We start from the raw sequence: 616 nt of genomic DNA, 5'->3' as shown, positions 1-616 counted from the left end.
AGAAAGAATGAATCATAAAAGTTTAAGCTAAAATGCCTATCAGTGTGGAAATTGTGCAAGACAAATTTATGGTTGATACAATTAGCGAGCACAAAACAATATCATATGATGAAGCAGAAGACATTGTAGAAGAGTTAAAGTCATTAATCACTAAAGAGGAAAAACTACCGATATATTAAAAGTGTAATGGGCGGTTGAGATGCGTAATTTGAATGCGTGTTTTTCTGATGCACAAAAGAGAGCCGTTGTACAAGCTCTTGCTGCAGCAGATGCTATGCTGGTTATCCATAAATGCGGTCAAAGAGGTAGTTGTAAAGCTTAAAAGACAAACGATGTGTTTACCTGAATTTGAAGTTTTATGGATGAAGATCAATAAAAAACCATTTATCGTTTGTAAGACGTATTAGAGATAGAGAGATAAAAACTTAAGCCAATTTAAAGTTATACAAGGGTGAAGATAATTTATTTCGTATAACGTCTCACATAAAGCGATTCCTGCTAGGGAGTTTTTCATTACTAATTGTGACTTTTAAGAGAAGATAAAAAGGATTCATTAAAAAGGTTTTCGATGACCTTTTAAAGGTCTTTGAAGACCCTGTGAGAACCCCTTTAAAAC

At 33.6% G+C, this 616-nt stretch carries 1 protein-coding gene; it reads left to right on the top strand.

The features are described 5' to 3' along the window. Window positions 1-199: 199 nt before the first annotated feature. Window positions 200-322 carry a hypothetical protein gene (locus ACFINO_RS11035; protein ID WP_263283916.1) on the top strand — a complete coding sequence of 41 codons (123 nt, stop codon included), beginning with the start codon at window positions 200-202 and terminating at the stop codon, window positions 320-322. Window positions 323-616 lie beyond the last annotated feature (294 nt).

Source organism: Bartonella sp. AA83SXKL (assembly GCF_042196965.1).
Lineage (GTDB): Bacteria > Pseudomonadota > Alphaproteobacteria > Rhizobiales > Rhizobiaceae > Bartonella.
This window is presented reverse-complemented; position numbering and strand designations above follow the sequence as displayed.